Annotated in this window: 13 protein-coding genes; 5 read left to right on the forward strand and 8 right to left on the reverse strand. The window is 73.9% G+C overall.

Annotated features, from left to right (window positions below; translation table 11 throughout):
* Positions 1-3 precede the first annotated feature (3 nt).
* Together BUE41_RS08415 and BUE41_RS08420 are read right to left on the reverse strand one after the other, a co-directional pair.
* Positions 4-1,908, reverse strand: coding sequence for an FtsX-like permease family protein (locus BUE41_RS08415; RefSeq protein WP_084754594.1), 1,905 nt, complete (start codon positions 1,906-1,908; stop codon positions 4-6).
* Positions 1,905-2,570 (reverse strand): ABC transporter ATP-binding protein, encoded by a 666-nt coding sequence (locus BUE41_RS08420; RefSeq protein WP_200803816.1) that lies wholly within the window; start codon positions 2,568-2,570, stop codon positions 1,905-1,907. The genes BUE41_RS08415 and BUE41_RS08420 overlap by 4 nt, the downstream gene beginning before the upstream one ends.
* A gap of 288 nt (positions 2,571-2,858) precedes the next feature.
* Here BUE41_RS08420 and BUE41_RS08425 point away from each other — a divergent pair, with 288 nt between their 5' ends.
* Together BUE41_RS08425 and BUE41_RS08430 are read left to right on the forward strand one after the other, a co-directional pair.
* The gene (locus BUE41_RS08425) at positions 2,859-4,034 is read left to right on the forward strand and encodes a sensor histidine kinase (protein ID WP_073456440.1); all 1,176 of its coding nucleotides are present in this window, start codon (positions 2,859-2,861) and stop codon (positions 4,032-4,034) included.
* Positions 4,031-4,666 (forward strand): response regulator, encoded by a 636-nt coding sequence (locus tag BUE41_RS08430; protein ID WP_073456441.1) that lies wholly within the window; start codon positions 4,031-4,033, stop codon positions 4,664-4,666. Before BUE41_RS08425 ends, BUE41_RS08430 begins: the two co-directional genes overlap by 4 nt.
* Before the next feature lie 19 nt (positions 4,667-4,685).
* Here the strand turns inward: BUE41_RS08430 and BUE41_RS08435 are convergent, their stop codons facing one another.
* The gene (locus tag BUE41_RS08435; RefSeq protein WP_073456442.1) at positions 4,686-5,594 is read right to left on the reverse strand and encodes a S1C family serine protease; all 909 of its coding nucleotides are present in this window, start codon (positions 5,592-5,594) and stop codon (positions 4,686-4,688) included.
* Positions 5,595-5,927: 333 nt separating this feature from the next.
* Positions 5,928-6,500: a peptide deformylase gene (locus BUE41_RS08440; RefSeq protein ID WP_073456600.1), complete on the reverse strand. Its 573-nt coding sequence runs from the start codon at positions 6,498-6,500 to the stop codon at positions 5,928-5,930.
* A gap of 193 nt (positions 6,501-6,693) precedes the next feature.
* Between BUE41_RS08440 and BUE41_RS08445 the strand changes: the two genes are divergently transcribed.
* Together BUE41_RS08445 and BUE41_RS08450 are read left to right on the forward strand one after the other, a co-directional pair.
* Entirely contained in the window at positions 6,694-6,999 is a 306-nt protein-coding gene (locus BUE41_RS08445) for a DUF3263 domain-containing protein (protein WP_073456443.1), read from the forward strand.
* Between the two features lie 140 nt (positions 7,000-7,139).
* Entirely contained in the window at positions 7,140-7,709 is a 570-nt protein-coding gene (locus BUE41_RS08450) for a LytR C-terminal domain-containing protein (RefSeq protein WP_234997073.1), read from the forward strand.
* Here BUE41_RS08450 and BUE41_RS08455 read toward each other — a convergent pair whose 3' ends face one another.
* From BUE41_RS08455 to moeA, 4 genes are all read right to left on the reverse strand, one after another.
* On the reverse strand, positions 7,710-9,920 hold the full coding sequence (locus BUE41_RS08455; protein WP_143172043.1) for an AAA family ATPase: 2,211 nt from the start codon (positions 9,918-9,920) through the stop codon (positions 7,710-7,712).
* A 27-nt stretch (positions 9,921-9,947) separates the two neighbouring features.
* Positions 9,948-10,940 (reverse strand): CDP-alcohol phosphatidyltransferase family protein, encoded by a 993-nt coding sequence (locus BUE41_RS08460; protein ID WP_073456446.1) that lies wholly within the window; start codon positions 10,938-10,940, stop codon positions 9,948-9,950.
* On the reverse strand, positions 10,940-11,686 hold the full coding sequence (locus tag BUE41_RS08465) for a phosphatidylserine decarboxylase (protein ID WP_073456447.1): 747 nt from the start codon (positions 11,684-11,686) through the stop codon (positions 10,940-10,942). The genes BUE41_RS08460 and BUE41_RS08465 overlap by 1 nt, the downstream gene beginning before the upstream one ends.
* A gap of 641 nt (positions 11,687-12,327) precedes the next feature.
* Positions 12,328-13,563, reverse strand: coding sequence for a molybdopterin molybdotransferase MoeA (moeA, locus tag BUE41_RS08470; RefSeq protein WP_073456448.1), 1,236 nt, complete (start codon positions 13,561-13,563; stop codon positions 12,328-12,330).
* A 203-nt stretch (positions 13,564-13,766) separates the two neighbouring features.
* Here moeA and groL point away from each other — a divergent pair, with 203 nt between their 5' ends.
* Positions 13,767-15,395, forward strand: a complete 1,629-nt coding sequence (gene groL / locus BUE41_RS08475; protein WP_073456449.1) for a chaperonin GroEL — start codon at positions 13,767-13,769, stop codon at positions 15,393-15,395.
* Positions 15,396-15,421: the final 26 nt, after the last annotated feature.

The following is a 15,421-nucleotide window of genomic DNA, read 5'->3' on the forward strand; positions in this document are numbered from 1 at the left end:
GCGTCAGTCGGCGACGCGGTCCTGCGCGACCGAGCGCAGCAGCGGCCTGCTCGCCGCCGACGCCGCCACGACCAGCAGCGCACCGATCACCACCACCGAGCCGAGCACGGTCAGCCCGGCCGGCTCCAGCACCGCCTGGGCGGACATGATCGGCGCTGCGCACACCAGGCCGGCGACCAGCGCGATCCCGCCGCACACCAGCAGCGGGCGCACGGTCTCGACGCGCTGCGCGGCGGCGAGCACCTGCATGGGTGTGCCGGCGAGGTTGAGCAGGCGCAGGGTGCGCCGCTGGTCCAGCACGCGGGCCGCCGCGGTGGTGCCGGCCGAGGTCGCGGCGACGAGGAACGTCGCGACCAGCACGATGAGGATGCCGCGGTAGATGTCGGCGGCCAGCACCGCGCTCGCGACGTCCCGCTCGGCGGAGGAGACGACCGGCTCCCCGGCGAGCGGGACGAGCGCGGTGCGCACCTCGTCGCGGTTCGTGCCGGGCGCCGGCTCCACCAGCGGTCCGCGCCGCGACGCGGTGACCGTTGCGGCCAGCCCGCGTTCCTGCAGCCGCGCCTGCACCTGCTCCACCGACACCGATTCGCCGACCCGCAGCGCGGCCGACTCCTCGGGATCGCCGCCGAGCGCTCCGCTGAACGGGGCGAGGAACCCGGCCACGAACACCGCCAGAGTGAGCCCGGCGAGCGGACGGAACGCACCGCGCGGATCGTCGAGCATCCGCCGGCCGGCCAGCAGCCGCGGCACCGACCGCGCCGACCGGGCCAACCGCGCCCCGACGAGCCGCACCACCCACGGGCCGACCAGCCACACGACCCCGAACATGGCCAGCACGGCCACCGCGATCACCAGTCCGACGACGGTGAACCCGCTCGTGCCCACCGCGGCCTGTGCGATCCCGAACACGATCAGCGCCGCGACCACCCCGAGCAGGTGCCACCAGCGCAGCCCGCGGGGAGCCTGTCGGCGGACCACCCCCAGGGGACCGACGACGACCGCGCGCATCCCCCGGGTCGCGGCCGCCGCGGCCAGCAGCGCCACCCCGGCGACGACGGCGAGCGCGACCAGCGGCGGCACCCGCAGATCGGACGCGTACCAGCCGCTGCCGCCCAGCGGGATCAGCGCCAGCGCGGGCGCGAGCAGCCATTCGGCGACGATGCCGGCGACGGCGGCCACGGCCGCCACCAGCGTCACCTCGGTGACCGCGACGACCGTCAGCTGCCGGGTCGACGCGCCGAGCAGCCGCAGGGTGGCCAGCCGTTCCGCGCGCCGCACCGCGGTCAGCCGCGCGGCCGCGCCGAGCAGCCCCAGCACCGGGAACAGCAGCAGCGCCACCGCGACGTAGGTGAGCTGCCGGTAACCCTCGATGATCGTGATCCCGGCCGACCGATCGAACTCGGCGATCGGCACCGCGCCCTCGACCGGGTCCGCGTGCCCGACGATCGCGACGAGCTCGCCGGGATCGCGCAGCCCGGTGTCGTCGATGGTCCCGGTGGGCGGCCCGGGGAAGCGGTCGGCGAGCTGGGCCGGCGGCAACGTGCGGATCAGCTCGGCGAGCGCAGGCGAGACCCACACCTCCCCCGGTGCCGGCACGCGCGGCAGGCCCGGCGGCGGCGCGGTGGAACCGGTGGCGCTCAGATCCACGACGTCCATGGGCCGGCCGGCGACGGAGTCGACCCGCACCCGCGCGGTCCCCACGGGCTCCGCGACCGCGGACCGCGCGACGGCGCTGTCGACGTCCACGCGCCAGCCCGTGCGGGCCTCGCGGGCGTCCCAGCCGTGCAGCGCGCCGAGCGTGACGGCGAGCAGCAGCGTCCCCATCGCCACCCCGGCCCCGACGAGCCCGGCCGCCAGGGCGGCCCGGCGCCCGCCGGCGAGCAGCAACCGGATGCTGAACCGGATCACGCGGCCACTCCCTGGACGATCGCGCCGTCGCGCAGCACCACCGTCCGCTGACAGCGGGCGGCGATCTCCTGGTCGTGCGTGACGACGACGAGGGCGGCCCCGGTGCGCGTGGTCAGCGCGGCCAGCGCCGAGAACACCTTCGCGCCCGTGGCGGAGTCCAGCGCGCCCGTCGGCTCGTCGGCGAAGACGACGGCGGGCTCGGTGACCAGTGCGCGGGCGATCGCGACCCGCTGCTCCTGGCCACCGGAGAGCTGGCCGGGCCGCCGCTGCTCCAGCCCGGCCAGGCCGAGCGGCGGGAACCACTCGGCCGCCGTCGCGACAGCGTCGCGGCGGCGCACGCCGGCGAGCATCAGCGGCACGGCGACGTTCTCCACCGCCGGCAGTTCGGGCAGGAGCGCACCGAACTGGAAGACGAACCCGAAGCGAGTGCCGCGCAGGGCGGTGCGGCGGGCCTCCGACCAGCGGTCGATCCGCTCCGCGCCGAGCCAGACCTCGCCCTCGGCCGGCGCGATGATGCCGGCGAGGCAGTGCAGCAGCGTCGACTTGCCCGAGCCCGACGGGCCGGTGACCGCCACGGTCTCCCCGGGGTGCACCGCGAGATCGACCTCGCGCAGCACGGTCGTGGCGCCGTACCGGTGGCCCAGCCCGATCGCGCGCAGCACCGGCGTCACCGGCGGCCCCCGAGCGCCTCGATCAGCGGCAGCGCCGCCATCACCACCAGCACGACGAGCCCGGCGACCCAGCCGGTCGTGCCGAGCACTGTCCAGATCATCTCCTGCATGCCGATGACGATCCCGCGATCACCGGCCCGCCACCTCGGCCGCGGGTCCGAACTCGCGGCCGGCCCCTCGTACTTCCGGACGATCTCCGCGGTCTCGACCGGGTGATCGACCGCCGGGTCGTACTTCCGGCCGAGGCCCGCCGCTTCGGCGGCGACCTAGGCTGCCCGCGTGGTCCGCCTCCTCCGCACGGCGTGGCGACACATCGGTCTTGCCCTCGAACTCGCCGGCTACGCGTTCTGGTACTTCATCGACCTCGTCGCCGCCGTGTCGAGCAACGGGGGGCTGAGCCTCGTCGCCGGTGCCGTCGTGCCCGCCATCGTGCTGCTGCGCCGCCGCCCCGGCACGTCGCTGACGACGATCGCCTCGGCCGCGCTCGGTGCGTCGCTGCTGTTCTCGGCGGCATCGGCGGCCATGCACCGGTTCGCGCCCGTCGAACCGATGTCGGTCATCGACCTGTCGTTCACCGAGGACCTGGCGCTGGCGATCCTGGTCATCCACGTGCTGCGCACGCTGGAGCTGCGCCGGGCGCTGGGGTTCGCGGCGATCGCCGCGCTGGCGATCATGGCGACCGCGGCCGCCCGGGTCCCCGACGGCACCGCGGCGTCGGGGCTGACCACCCTGTGCGCGCTCGGCTGGGGCGGCTCGGCGGCGATCGGCCTCGTGCTGCGAGAGGTCGACACCCGCCGCAGGGCGCTGCTGGAGGACGTGCGCGCCAACGAGCGCATGGAGCTGGCGCGGGAGCTGCACGACGTCGTCGCCCACCAGGTCACCGGCATCGTCGTGGCCGCGCAGGCGGCCGCCGTCGTCGCCCGCACGTCGCCGGACGAGGTCGACAAGGCGCTGGCCGCGATCGAGGCCGCCGGCACGGAGGCGCTGCAGGCGATGCGGCGCATGGTGGGCGTGCTGCGCGGCCAGGAGAGCGAGGGCGCCCGCACCCCGGGCGCCGCGCTGGCCGACGTCCCGGCGCTGGTGGAGCGGTTCGATCCCGAGGAACGGCTGGTCACCCTCACCATCGAGCCCGGGCTGGAGCACGCCGTACTCCCGGCGGGAGTGGCGGTGACGGGTTACCGGATCATCCAGGAGGCGTTGACCAATGTGCGCCGGCATGCGCCGGACGCCACGGTCGTCGAGGTCGATCTTCGGGTGCGGGAAGGGGCGCTGCTGGTGACGGTGCGCAACGACGGGAGCGGGAACCGGCCGGCCCCGCTCGGTGGTGTCGGCGGATTCGGGCTGGCCGGCATGGCCGAGCGGACGTCCGCGCTGGGCGGCGAGCTGGTCGCCGGCCCGGCCGGGCCCGGGGTGTGGGAGGTCAGCGCCAAGCTCCCGCTGAAGGCCGCGGCATGACGACGGTGCTGCTCGCCGACGACCAGGAGATGGTGCGCACCGGGTTCCGGCTGATCCTCTCGGCCGAGTCCGACATCGAGGTCGTCGGTGAGGCCGGGACCGGCGTGGACGCGGTGGCGAAGGCCCGCGAGCTCGCCCCCGACGTCGTGCTGATGGACATCCGCATGCCCGAGCTGGACGGGCTCGCCGCCACCCGTGCGCTGATGAGCGACCCGAACCCGCCGCGGATCGTCGTCGTCACCACCTTCGACCTCGACGAGTACGTCTACGGAGCGCTGCGCGCCGGGGCGTGCGGGTTCCTGCTCAAGGACGCCGGCCCGCGGCTGCTCGTGGAGGCCGTGCGGGCCGCGGCGAACGGCGACGCCCTCGTCTCGCCGTCGGTCACCGTGCGGCTGCTGGAGCACCTCACCACCCCGAAGCAGGCACCGGAGCTGCCCGAACCGCTGTCCCCGCGGGAGCTGGACGTGGTGCGGGCCGTGGCGCGCGGGAAGACGAACGCCGAGATCGCCGCGGAGCTGTTCGTGTCGCTCTCCACGGTGAAGACGCACCTCACGAACGTCCAGGCGAAGCTGTCGGCGCGCAACCGAGTCGAGATCGCCGCGTGGGCGTGGGAGCACGGGATCGTGCAGTGATTGGCCGACGAGCGCCGACCTACGACAGCTCCGTCGGCACCGCGACGACGTCGACCATGGCGCCGTTGCGCAGCACGGTGACCGGCAGCGGGCGGCCGATCGCGTCGGCGAACAGCTGGGACTGCACGCCCTGCGCGTCGTGGACCTGGCGGCGGCCCACGTCCAGCACCAGGTCGCCGGGGCGCAGCCCGGCCTTCGCCGCCGGGCTGCCGCTGATCACCTCGACCAGCCGCAGCCCGTCCTTGCGCCCGTAGCGGCGGGCGATGTCCGCCGGCACCGGAGCCGGGGTGCCGACCACGCCCAGGTACGCCCGGCGGACCCGGCCGTCCTCGAGCAGTGCGGCGAGGATCCGCCGGGTGGTCGCGTTGACCGGCACGGCCAGCCCGAGCCCGATCCCGGCGACGGCGGTGTTGATGCCGACGACGCGGGCCCGGTGATCGGCCAGCGCACCGCCGGAGTTGCCGGGGTTGAGCGGGGCGTCGGTCTGGATGACGTCCTCGACGACGCGCGCGGCGCGGCCGCTGCGGGTGGGCAGCGAGCGGCCCAGCGCGCTCACCACGCCCGCGGTGACCGAGCCGGCCAGGCCGAGCGGGTTGCCGACGGCGACGACCAGCTGCCCGACCACGAGCGAGTCGGCGTCGCCCAGCCGGACCGGCTCCGGCAGGTCGGCGGATCGGCGCGCGCGCAGCACGGCGAGGTCGGAGAGCTGATCGGTGCCGGCGACGACGAACTCCGCCTGCGTGCCGTCGGCGAAGTCGGCACGGCCCCGGCTCGCGTCGCCGACGACGTGCGCATTGGTGACGAGCACCCCTTCGCCGGTGACGACGGCCGAACCGGAGCCCCGCCCGACGCGGACCGCCGCGACCTTCCCGGTGATCTCCGCCGCCACCGCGGCGACCGTGCGCGAGTAGGAGTCGAGCTCGTCCACGGCGCTACCTCCGATTACACCGTTACACGTACAACGGTACCCGCGCGGGAGGGAGCGGGACGTTCGCCGAGAGCGAGAGCCGCGGACCGCGCCCCGCTGAGCACTACCGGAGGATGACCACCCGCTCGCGCGCGTCGACGACGGCGGAGGAGGCGCGCAGCGGCCCTCGGAGGAACGACGCGGGGGCCGCGAGCACCGATCCAGTGCAGAGCCGTCGTCGACACCAAGGCGCGCGAGCCGCGCCCTGCGACGAAGGAGCAGAGCGCGATCCAACGCAGAGCGGCTCTCCTGCGCCTCGGGACGAAACGCGCCCGAGCGGCGGCGCGCTGACGCCTAGACCTCTTCGGCCTTCTGCGACGCCGGATCCCAACGCAGCCCCGGAACGCCCCATCCCGCGCGCTTGATCGTCTTCAGCGCGGCGCGCCGGTTCCGCCCGATCAGCCGATCGACGTAGATGATCCCGTCGAGGTGGTCGGTCTCGTGCTGCAGGCAGCGGGCGAAGAACCCGCGGCCCTCGACCTCGACCGGTTGGCCCTTCTCGTCGAACCCGGTGACCTTGGCCCACTCGGCCCGGCCGGTCGGGAAGTGCTCGCCCGGGACGGAGAGGCAGCCCTCCTCGTCCTCGTCCGGGTCGGGCATGGTCTCGGGGCGCTCCGAGGTCTCCAGCACGGGGTTGACGACGACGCCGCGGCGGCGTTCCTTCCGCTCCAGGTCGGGGCAGTCGTACACGAAGACCCGCAGGTCGACGCCGATCTGGTTGGCCGCGAGCCCGACCCCCTCGGCGGCGGCCATGGTGTCGAACATGTCGGCGACGAGCTCGGCGAGCGCGCCGTCGAACTCGGTGACGGGGCGGGTCGGGTTGTGCAGGACGGGGTCCCCGATGATCACGATGGGTCGGACGGCCACGCGTGCGAGCCTACGCGTGTCGTCCGGCGCGTCCGGCCGCCCGTCGGCGCGCGGTGGCCGGTCGTCGATCACCCCATGGCGTGGCGCGTCCTGTCCCGGGTTCCGTCGGTGGTGCGTGGTTCAATGTCGTCCGCGAATCACACAAGTGTCATTCGCCGAAGGACTGTCCGACTGCGAAGTCTCGAGGAGCGCGATGGAGTCCGCCACCGAATCGACCGGGGCCCGGACCGCCGCGGGCGGGATGCGCGAGCTGAGCCGTCGTGAACGGGAGATCCTCGCTTTCGAAGGTCAGTGGTGGAAGTACGCGGGCGCCAAGGAGCAGGCGATCCGCGAGCTGTTCGACATGTCGGCCACGCGTTACTACCAGGTGCTGAACGCCCTCGTCGACAAGCCGGAGGCCCTGGCCGCCGATCCGCTCCTCGTCAAGCGCCTGCGCCGGCTGCGGGCAAGTCGACAGCGCACTCGTGCGGCGCGTCGCCTGGGAATCGAGCCCTGGTGACGCCACCATGACCGGAGACCGACCCGTCTCGGACGGGTGACGCGCCCGCTACGAGGAGCCCGATCGTGACCTCACCCGCACCTTCAGGAGGATCATCGCCGCTCCGGGTGGGCGGTCTGGCGCTCCTGGGTGTGGGCGCCGTGGCCGCGTTGATCGGAGTGGCGAGCCTCGTCGGCGGCGGTGGCAGCAGCGAATCGACCACCGCCGAGGGCCCCGCGCCCACGAGCGCCGCCGCGCCCGCTGCGCCGACGCCCGACGCCCCGCCGCAGGGGGCGACGTCCGGCGGCGAGGTGCCCGTCCCGTCGTTCGAGCCGACGCCGCACGCCGTGGCCGCCCCGAACGGCTCAGGTTCGACCGGATCCGGCGGTTCGAGCGGCTCCGGCGCGTCCGGGTCGGGCTCGGGGTCCGCGCCGTCGATCGCGAAGGTGCCGGTCCGCGTCTACAACAACTCCACGATCAAGGGTTTGGCCGCCCGCGCCGCCGAGGACGTCCGCGCGATGGGCTGGCCGGTCGAGACGGTCGACAACTACTCGCAGGGCATCATCCCGGTCAGCACGGTCTACTACCGGCCGGGCACCGGCGAGCAGTCGTCGGCGGAGGCGCTGGGCCGCGCACTGGGTGTGCGGGTGGAGCCGCGCTTCTCCGGGCTCGCCAACGCCTCCCCCGGCCTGATCTTCATCGTCACGAACAACTACACGGCCAAGAGCTGATCAGCGCTCGGCCCGCCGCTTGGCGTAGGCCTCCAGCTCAGCCAGCTGCACCGGGTCCAGGGACGGCGGCACGACCTTGCGTGCGGCGGCGATGTGCGCGTTCGTGACGTGGGCGGCGTCGAGCGACTCGCGCATCGCGGCGAGGGCGGCCTCGCGCAGCACCGCGGCGCAGTCGGCTGCCGAGTAGCCCTCCAGCTCCGCGCCGAGCGCCACCAGGTCGACCTCCGGCGCGAACGGGATGTTCCGCCCGGCGGCCTTGAGGATCTCGGTGCGCGCGGCGGCGTCCGGCGGCGGCACGTACACCAGCCGCTCCAGCCGGCCCGGCCGCAGCAGCGCAGGATCGATCAGCTCGGGCCGGTTCGTGGCGCCCACGACGACGACGTCGCGCAGCGGCTCGGTGCCGTCCAGCTCGGTGAGCAGCGCGGCGACGACGCGGTCGGCCACCCCGGAGTCGGTGGACTGGCCGCGCCGCGGGGCGAGCGCGTCGACCTCGTCGAGGAACACCAGCGCCGGGGCGGCGTCGCGGGCGCGGCGGAACAGCTCGCGCACGGCCCGCTCGGACTCACCGACGTACTTGTCGAGCAGCTCGGCGCCCTTCACCGCGATCACGTTCAGCTGACCGGTGCCGGCGAGCGCGCGCAGCAGGAACGTCTTGCCGCAGCCGGGCGGGCCGTAGACGAGCACTCCGCGCGGGGCCTCCACGCCGAGCCGGGCGAACGAGTCCGGGTACTGCAGCGGCCACAGGACGGCCTCGGTGAGCGCCTGCTTCGTCTCGACCATGTCGCCGACCTGGTCGAGGGTCACACCGCCGGTCTGCAGCGTCTCCGACGAGGACATCGAGATCGGCCGGACCGCGCCGACGGCGTCGAGCAGGTCCTGCTGGGTGATGACCGGGTCGTCGTCGCCGTTGTGCCGCAGCGCGGCGATGACGGCGCTCTCCCGCCGCACGGCCACGAGATCGGCCACGACGAAGCCGGGGGCGCGTTCGGCGATCGCCTTGAGGTCGACGTCTCCGGCCAGCGGCACCTCGGCGAGCAGTCGGCGCAGCAGCTCGGTGCGGGTGCGCAGGTCGGGCAGCGCGAGCCCCAGCTCGCGGTCGACGAGATCGGGAGCGCGCAGGCGCGGATCGATCCGCTCCGGCGCCGACGTGGTGACGACGAGGGCGAGCTTCGGGGTCGTGATCGCGCCGCGCAGGGCGTCGAGCACGACGGTGGACAGCGGCACGGGCTCGGCGGGCAGCAGCGCGTCGACGTCGGTGACGAGGAGGATCGTGCGGGTGCCGGCGAGCGCGGCGGACCGGGCCGCACCGACGATCTCGTGCACCCGCTGGGAGGCCACCCCGGCCTCCAGCGCAGCGACACCGGGGGCGACGAGCTCGACCACGCGGGCGTCGACGGCGGCGGCGACGCTGTGCACCAGCGCGCGCTTGCCCACGCCTTCCGGCCCCACGATCGCCACGCCGAGGCGGGCCGAGCCGCCGAGGCGTTCCAGCAGCTCGGGCCGGTCGAAGGTCAGCTCGAGCCATTCGACGAGGCGGCGGGCCTGGTCGGTGTTGCCGATCAGCTCCTCGACCGGCAGCACGTCCTCGGCGGGCGCCGGGGCCGGCCGCGGTGCGGACGAGTTCGCGGTGGGCGGCGGGGTGGCGGCCTGCCCGGTGGCGGGGCCGCCCTCCCACCCGACGACCGTGCTGGGCCGCACCGCGACCGCACCGGGCGGGTCGACGTCGGCCACGGTGAGCAGCTCGGTCGTCCAGGACGGGCCGAGTGCGCCCGCGACGAGGCGGCGGGCGTCGGCGGCGTTGCGGCCGGGCGCGATGTCCTGGGGCAGTAGGGACACGGCGTCGCCGCGGGTGAGGACCTTTCCGACGAGGGCCTGCCGCACGACCTCGGGGGTGAGCGCGGCGCGGGCCAGCCGCGACCCGGTCAGCCGCACGCTGCGGGCCGGTGCGACCTCGGCCGGGGCGACGACGACGGACGCACCGTCGGTGAGGCCGCAGTTGGACAGCGTGACGTCGTCGAGGGTGGCCTGGCCGGGTGGTCCGTCGCCGGGCGCGGCGAGCACGGTGGTGACCCGGGTCCCGGTGAGGGTGACGGCGTCCCACGAGCGCAGGCCGAGCGCGTCGAACACCTCGGGATGCAGGCGGACCACTCCGCGGCGGGCATCGGCGGCCGAGGCTGCGAGTCGGGCGACGAGGGTGATCGACACTGCCACCGGGACACGCTATCGGGCGCGATCCGCCTAGCGGCGACGGGCGCGGCGCAGACCGAGCCGCAGCCGGTTGCCGCGCTGTCCGTCCGGGCCGGTCCGGGGCATGCCGTTGCGGTCGACGCGCGGCAGGCCGGGATCAGTGTCGCCGAAGCGGCGGACCGCGCGGGCGACGGCGCTGGCCCCGCCGGCGACCCGGCGCCGCAGCGGCGGGCGCAGGCCCAGCCGGCGGGCGGAGCGGGCGGCGCGGGCGGCGGCGCGGCGTTCGCGCATCGGCACGTCCCAGGCCTCCGGGTGCTTGGCGAGCCACCGGTACCGGTAGCCGGTGTAGGGGATGAGCAGCAGGTACCCGCACCCGACGAGGGCCAGCCCCAAGAACGGCACGGTCACCAGGAACGCGGCCGCGATCCCCACGACGACCAGCAGCGGGGCGACGGCACGCGGCGGCACCCGCACGGCCTTCAGCGACAGCGTGGGCAGCCGCGACACCATGAGCCCGGCCACGACCAGCGCCCACGCTCCGACCACGACCTGGTGGGACCACCAGCCCTCGCCGAAGTGCAGCGTCAGGTACAGCGGGATGCCCGCGGACAGCGCCGCCGCGGGAGCGGGCACACCGGTGAAGAACTCCTTGGCGAACGGGTAGCGGTGCTCGATGTCGAGCAGGGTGTTGAAGCGGGCCAGGCGCAGCGCCATGCAGACCGCGAACACCAGCGCCACGATCCAGCCGAACCGGCTGCCCTCCAGCGCCCACAGGTACAGCACGAGGGCGGGGCCGACGCCGAACGCGACGAGGTCGGAGAGGGAGTCCAGCTCGGCGCCGATGCGGCTGGTGGCGTCGAGGAGGCGGGCGAGCCGGCCGTCGAGCGCGTCGCAGATCGCGGCGAAGCCGGTCGCCGCGATGCACAGCCCCCACTGGGCGGCGAGGGCGAAGTAGACGGAGGACAGGCCGGCGCAGAGCGCGAGCACCGTGACCGCGTTGGGGAGCAGCCGGATGCCCGCCGCGTACGCGGGCGGGACGGACATCAGTGTTCCTCGGGTAGGAGGGCCAGCACTGTCTCACCACCGATGGTGCGCTGTCCGACGGCGACCTGGATGCGCGCGTCGGCGGGGAGGTAGACGTCGACGCGGGAGCCGAAGCGGATCAGGCCGTAGGTCTCCCCCGCAGCGACTTCGTTGCCCGGGACGACGTCGCACACGATGCGCCGGGCGAGCAGGCCCGCGATCTGGACGACGCCGATCTGCGCGCCGCTCGGGGTGCGCAGCAGCACCGAGTTCCGCTCGTTCTCCTCGCTGGCCTTGTCCAGGTCGGCGGACAGGAACTTGCCGGGGTGGTGAGCCACCTGCTCGACGCGTCCGTCGACGGGGATGCGCTGCACGTGCACGTCGAGGACGGAGAGGAAGACGCTCACCCGCGGCCGCGGCTCGCCCGGCAGCTTCAGCTCCGGCGGGGGCAGCGCTTCGCCGATGCTCGCGACGGTGCCGTCGGCGGCGGCGAGGACGGCGTTCTCGATCGGCGGCGCGACCCGCTTCGGCGCTCGGAAGAACAGCGCCGTGGCTGCGGTGGCGAGCACCCCGAGCCCGGCACCGCGCCCGGTCACGAGCCTGATCAGCCCGGCGGCAGCCGCCACGGCCGCGACGACCGGCCGTCCTCCCGGGTGCATGGGCGGGATCGCCTCCCGTACCAGTCCCACCACGTGCGAGAGGGAGAAACCGGACGGATCGTTCGCCGTGGTGGCCGGCGCCGGCCGTGATGGGGTGGGGGCGGTCATGGGCGCGTGTTCGCTCCTGCTGACGGATCGTCGGCCCCGGGCGGGGCCATGGTCGCGGCGGTTACGGTACGCGGCCGTGCGGGCACCTTAGCGAGCCGACGGTGGGAAAGATCCTCCACCCGTCACCCGCCCGCACGCGACCCCCACCCGAACCTCACCGCCCCGTCCCCGGCCAGCACCGGACGAGCGACCCGCCGGCGGGCGAAGACCGAGTCCGACCGTGCCGCTCGCCACCTGCACGCAAACCTCACGCAACCGGACGCAGAACTCGCCGGCCGAAACGCAGGACTCGTCGCCACTCAGCTCGCCGACTCGCAGGGCCGCGAGCCGCCGCGCCGAAGGCGCGGTAATCCAACACAGAGCCGGGGCCGTCGTCCCCCGAGACGACGACCCCGGCTGTGGAACCGCTCGTCCGCTCCCCAGCGACGGGCGGTAGGTCTGTGCTGCTAGTGGATACCGCTGCTAGTGGATACCCACGTCGCGCTTCAAGTATTCCCGCTGACGCGTTCGATCGTCCAGCACACTTCCTGAGGAAGCACGGAGAGTGCACCGATCGGCCGAACTTTCACCTGTAGGACGCCATCGGGGTGCCGATTGTTGCATCTGGAAGGTGTGACGTACACCACTTACACCCGAAAGCGTCAACGGTGCAGGTCCCAGACCTCCACCTGGGTGCCCTCCGGGACGTGGGTGACCGACTCCGGGAGCAGGATGAAGCAGTCGGCGCGAGCCAGGGCAGCGAGCCGGTGGGAGGCGGCGGTGCCGATCTCCCGGACGGTGTCGGGCCCGGCGTAGACGCCGCGGCGGTACTGACGCTTGCCGGCGGGCGAGGTGAGGCGCTCGGCGAGGGTCGCGGTGCGGACGGGCCGGTGCGGCTCGGGGTGGCCGAGGGCGGTGCGCAGCGCGGGGCGGACGAACACCTCGAAGGACACCTGGGAGCTGACGGGGTTGCCGGGCAGGGTCACGACGGGGACGTCGCCGAGCTCGGGCACCCGACCGGCGCCCTGGGGTCCGCCGGGCTGCATGGCGACCTTGGTGAACTCGACGCCGCGGCCGGTGAGCGCGTCCTTGACGACCTCGTAGGCGCCTGCGCTGACGCCGCCGGAGGTGAGGACGAGGTCGACGGCGCTCTCGCGGACGCGGCCGGCGAGGGTCGTGAGGAACTGGTCGACGTCGTCGGGCACGAACCGCAGCAGCTCGGCCTCGCCGCCCGCGTCCTCGACGGCGGCGGTGAGCATGGGACCGTTGGACTCGTAGATCTGGCCGCGCCGCAGGGGCGTGCCGGGCGCGACGAGCTCGGACCCGGTGGACAGGACGAGCACGCGGGGGCGGCGGCGCACCTCGAGGGTGGCGGCGCCGACGGCGGCGGCGAGGCCGATGTGGGCGGGGCCGAGCACGGTGCCCGCGGTGAGGACGACGTCGCCGGCGAAGGTGTCCTCCCCGACCCGGCGCACGTACGCGCCCGCGGCGGGCTGCACCCGCAGCCGCACCCGCTCGGTGCCGGCGTCGGTCTGCTCGACCGGCACGATCGCGTCGGCACCCTCCGGCACGGGCGCGCCGGTCATGATCCGCGCGGCGGTGCCGGGGGCCAGGGGCGGCACGTCGGTGCGCCCGGCCGGGATGTCGGCCGACACCGGGAGCTCGACGGGGTTGTCCTCGGATGCGCCGGCGAGGTCGGCGGCGCGGACCGCGTAGCCGTCCATGGACGAGTTGTCGAACGACGGCAGCGACACCGCGGCGACGAGATCGCGGGCGAGCACCCGGCCGCGCGCCGCACCGATCGGCACGCTCTCCGGTTCCATGGGCGGAAGGAGCTCCGCCACGATCTTGGCGTGCTCCTCGACGGTCCTGGTCCGCTGCGTCTCCACGTGCAGCATCGTGCCGCATCAGGGCCGGTAGGAGGCACTGCGGTCGCTTGCACTCGGCCATGCCGAGTGCTAAAACCGGCTCTGGCACTCAGCACTGTAGAGTGCTAGTGGTCGAGCGGGTGAGACCGGCTCAGGGTTGCCGGTCGTCCGTCGCGGGCGCCGCGTTCGACGCACCTGACCTCGTGTCATCCCAATCGGAGGACCACACCCACATGGCGAAGATGATCGCTTTCGACGAGGAGGCGCGCCGCGGACTCGAGCGTGGCATGAACACCCTCGCCGACGCCGTCCGGGTGACGCTCGGCCCGCGTGGCCGCAACGTCGTTCTGGAGAAGAAGTGGGGCGCGCCCACCATCACCAACGATGGTGTGTCGATCGCCAAGGAGATCGAGCTCGAGGACCCGTGGGAGAAGATCGGGGCGGAGCTCGTCAAGGAAGTCGCCAAGAAGACCGACGACATCGCGGGTGACGGCACCACGACCGCCACCGTGCTGGCGCAGGCGCTGGTGCGCGAGGGTCTGCGGAACGTGGCCGCCGGCGCGAACCCGATGGCGCTGAAGCGGGGCATCGAGAAGGCCGTCGAGGCGGTCTGCGAGGCGCTGCTGAAGTCCGCCAAGGAGGTCGAGACCAAGGAGCAGATCGCTGCCACGGCCTCCATCTCCGCCGCCGACACCTCGATCGGCGAGCTGATCGCCGAGGCGATGGACAAGGTCGGCAAGGAAGGCGTCATCACCGTCGAGGAGTCGCAGACCTTCGGGCTGGAGCTCGAGCTGACCGAGGGTATGCGGTTCGACAAGGGCTACATCTCGCCCTACTTCGTGACCGACGCCGAGCGCATGGAGGCCGTGCTGGAGGACCCGTACATCCTCCTGGTCTCCTCCAAGATCTCGACCGTCAAGGACCTGCTCCCGCTGCTGGAGAAGGTCATGCAGGCCGGCAAGCCGCTCTGCGTCATCGCCGAGGACGTCGAGGGCGAGGCCCTGGCCACCCTGGTCGTCAACAAGATCCGCGGCACCTTCAAGTCCGTCGCCGTCAAGGCTCCGGGCTTCGGTGACCGCCGCGAGGCGATGCTGGCCGACATGGCCTACCTGACCGGCGGTGAGGTCATCTCCGAGAAGGTCGGCCTCAAGCTGGAGAACGCCGACCTGTCGCTGCTGGGCACCGCTCGCAAGGTCGTCGTCACCAAGGACGAGACCACGATCGTCGACGGCAACGGCGACCCGGAGCAGATCCAGGGCCGGGTCAACCAGATCCGCCGCGAGATCGAGAACACCGACTCCGACTACGACCGCGAGAAGCTGCAGGAGCGCCTGGCCAAGCTGGCCGGCGGTGTCGCGGTCATCAAGGCCGGTGCGGCCACCGAGGTGGAGCTGAAGGAGCGCAAGCACCGCATCGAGGACGCCGTCCGCAACGCGAAGGCGGCCGTGGAGGAGGGCATCGTCGCCGGAGGTGGCGTTGCGCTGATCCAGGCGGGCGCGGGCGTCTTCGAGGACCTCGGCCTCGAGGGCGACGAGGCCACCGGTGCGAACATCGTCAAGGTCGCGCTGGAGGCTCCGCTCAAGCAGATCGCCGTGAACGCCGGCCTCGAGGGCGGCGTCGTGGCGGAGAAGGTCCGCAACCTGCCGGCCGGCCACGGCCTCAACGCGGCCACCGGTGAGTACGTGGACCTGATCGAGGCGGGCATCATCGACCCGGCCAAGGTCACTCGCTCGGCGCTGCAGAACGCCGCCTCCATCGCGGCGCTCTTCCTCACCACCGAGGCGGTCATCGCCGACAAGCCGGAGAAGGAGAAGGCCGGCGCCGCCGACCCGACCGGCGGCATGGGCGGCATGGACTTCTGAGTCCACGATCCCGTACTACTTCCTCC

The sequence above is a fragment of the Pseudonocardia thermophila genome (genome assembly GCF_900142365.1).
GTDB lineage: Bacteria > Actinomycetota > Actinomycetes > Mycobacteriales > Pseudonocardiaceae > Pseudonocardia > Pseudonocardia thermophila.